Origin of the sequence: Pseudomonas putida (assembly GCF_028682175.1) — a bacterium.
In the GTDB taxonomy this organism is placed as follows: Bacteria; Pseudomonadota; Gammaproteobacteria; order Pseudomonadales; family Pseudomonadaceae; genus Aquipseudomonas; species Aquipseudomonas putida_AD.
On sequence record NZ_JANHKS010000100.1, the window covers coordinates 1 to 3,229 of the forward strand.

General features: G+C 52.1%; 2 rRNA genes. Both read right to left on the minus strand.

The annotated features are described in order from the left end of the window. Positions 1–104: ribosomal RNA gene (rrf, locus tag NPS29_RS28590) — 5S ribosomal RNA — on the minus strand; the annotation flags it as partial. A gap of 149 nt (positions 105–253) precedes the next feature. Further along, positions 254–3,146, minus strand: a 23S ribosomal RNA gene (locus NPS29_RS28595). Between the last annotated feature and the right edge of the window lie 83 nt (positions 3,147–3,229).

Below are 3,229 nucleotides of genomic sequence, written 5' to 3' on the forward strand. Positions count from 1 at the left end.
CCTACTCTCACATGGGGAAACCCCACACTACCATCGGCGATGCATCGTTTCACTTCTGAGTTCGGGATGGGATCAGGTGGTTCCAACGCTCTATGGTCGTCAAGAAATTCGGGTACCGATTCGTGGCCAGCTGGCCTCGCATCAGCAAATCAGGTATGTGATCGGTTTGTGTGCTGCAAACTTTCGGTTGCTGTCGTCTTCACAGTCACCGCAATCTGATGCTCTCTCGAGTCGCAGATTGCTTGGGTGTTATATGGTCAAGCCTCACGGGCAATTAGTATTGGTTAGCTCAACGCCTCACAGCGCTTACACACCCAACCTATCAACGTCGTAGTCTTCGACGGCCCTTCAGGGAACTCAAGGTTCCAGTGAGATCTCATCTTGAGGCAAGTTTCCCGCTTAGATGCTTTCAGCGGTTATCTTTTCCGAACATAGCTACCCGGCAATGCCACTGGCGTGACAACCGGAACACCAGAGGTTCGTCCACTCCGGTCCTCTCGTACTAGGAGCAGCCCCTCTCAAATCTCAAACGTCCACGGCAGATAGGGACCGAACTGTCTCACGACGTTCTAAACCCAGCTCGCGTACCACTTTAAATGGCGAACAGCCATACCCTTGGGACCGGCTTCAGCCCCAGGATGTGATGAGCCGACATCGAGGTGCCAAACACCGCCGTCGATATGAACTCTTGGGCGGTATCAGCCTGTTATCCCCGGAGTACCTTTTATCCGTTGAGCGATGGCCCTTCCATACAGAACCACCGGATCACTAAGACCTACTTTCGTACCTGCTCGACGTGTCTGTCTCGCAGTCAAGCGCGCTTTTGCCTTTATACTCTACGACCGATTTCCGACCGGTCTGAGCGCACCTTCGTACTCCTCCGTTACTCTTTAGGAGGAGACCGCCCCAGTCAAACTACCCACCATACACTGTCCTCGATCCGGATAACGGACCTGAGTTAGAACCTCAAAGTTGCCAGGGTGGTATTTCAAGGATGGCTCCACGCAGACTGGCGTCCACGCTTCAAAGCCTCCCACCTATCCTACACAAGCAAATTCAAAGTCCAGTGCAAAGCTATAGTAAAGGTTCACGGGGTCTTTCCGTCTAGCCGCGGATACACTGCATCTTCACAGCGATTTCAATTTCACTGAGTCTCGGGTGGAGACAGCGCCGCCATCGTTACGCCATTCGTGCAGGTCGGAACTTACCCGACAAGGAATTTCGCTACCTTAGGACCGTTATAGTTACGGCCGCCGTTTACCGGGGCTTCGATCAAGAGCTTCGCGTTAGCTAACCCCATCAATTAACCTTCCGGCACCGGGCAGGCGTCACACCCTATACGTCCACTTTCGTGTTTGCAGAGTGCTGTGTTTTTAATAAACAGTCGCAGCGGCCTGGTATCTTCGACCGGCATGGGCTTACGGAGCAAGTCCTTCACCCTCACCGGCGCACCTTCTCCCGAAGTTACGGTGCCATTTTGCCTAGTTCCTTCACCCGAGTTCTCTCAAGCGCCTTGGTATTCTCTACCCAACCACCTGTGTCGGTTTGGGGTACGGTTCCTGGTTACCTGAAGCTTAGAAGCTTTTCTTGGAAGCATGGCATCAACCACTTCGTGTTCTAAAGAACACTCGTCATCAGCTCTCGGCCTTAAGATCCCGGATTTACCTAAGATCTCAGCCTACCACCTTAAACCTGGACAACCAACGCCAGGCTGGCCTAGCCTTCTCCGTCCCTCCATCGCAATAACCAGAAGTACAGGAATATTAACCTGTTTTCCATCGACTACGCTTTTCAGCCTCGCCTTAGGGACCGACTAACCCTGCGTCGATTAACGTTGCGCAGGAAACCTTGGTCTTTCGGCGTGGGTGTTTTTCACACCCATTGTCGTTACTCATGTCAGCATTCGCACTTCTGATACCTCCAGCAAGCTTCTCAACTCACCTTCACAGGCTTACAGAACGCTCCTCTACCGCATCACCCGAAGGTGATACCCGTAGCTTCGGTGCATGGTTTGAGCCCCGTTACATCTTCCGCGCAGGCCGACTCGACTAGTGAGCTATTACGCTTTCTTTAAAGGGTGGCTGCTTCTAAGCCAACCTCCTAGCTGTCTAAGCCTTCCCACATCGTTTCCCACTTAACCATGACTTTGGGACCTTAGCTGACGGTCTGGGTTGTTTCCCTTTTCACGACGGACGTTAGCACCCGCCGTGTGTCTCCCATGCTCGGCACTTGTAGGTATTCGGAGTTTGCATCGGTTTGGTAAGTCGGGATGACCCCCTAGCCGAAACAGTGCTCTACCCCCTACAGTGATACATGAGGCGCTACCTAAATAGCTTTCGAGGAGAACCAGCTATCTCCGAGCTTGATTAGCCTTTCACTCCGATCCACAGGTCATCCGCTAACTTTTCAACGGTAGTCGGTTCGGTCCTCCAGTCAGTGTTACCTAACCTTCAACCTGCCCATGGATAGATCGCCCGGTTTCGGGTCTATTCCCAGCGACTAGACGCCCTATTAAGACTCGCTTTCGCTACGCCTCCCCTATTCGGTTAAGCTCGCCACTGAAAATAAGTCGCTGACCCATTATACAAAAGGTACGCAGTCACCCAACAATGTGGGCTCCCACTGCTTGTACGCATACGGTTTCAGGATCTATTTCACTCCGCTCTCCGCGGTTCTTTTCGCCTTTCCCTCACGGTACTGGTTCACTATCGGTCAGTCAGTAGTATTTAGCCTTGGAGGATGGTCCCCCCATGTTCAGACAAGGTTTCTCGTGCCCCGTCCTACTCGATTTCATTGACAAGAGATTTTCGCGTACAGGGCTATCACCCACTATGGCCGCACTTTCCAGAGCGTTCCGCTAATCTCAAATCAACTTAAGGGCTGGTCCCCGTTCGCTCGCCACTACTAAGGGAATCTCGGTTGATTTCTTTTCCTCAGGGTACTTAGATGTTTCAGTTCCCCTGGTTCGCCTCTTGCACCTATGTATTCAGTGCAAGATAACTGTCTTATGACAGCTGGGTTCCCCCATTCAGACATCTCCGGATCACAGTCTGTTTGCCGACTCCCCGAAGCTTTTCGCAGGCTACCACGTCTTTCATCGCCTCTGACTGCCAAGGCATCCACCGTATGCGCTTCTTCACTTGACCATATAACCCCAAGCAATCTGGTTATACTGTGAAGACGACATTCGCCGAAAGTTTGCATTTCACAAACTTTACCTTAGCCTGAA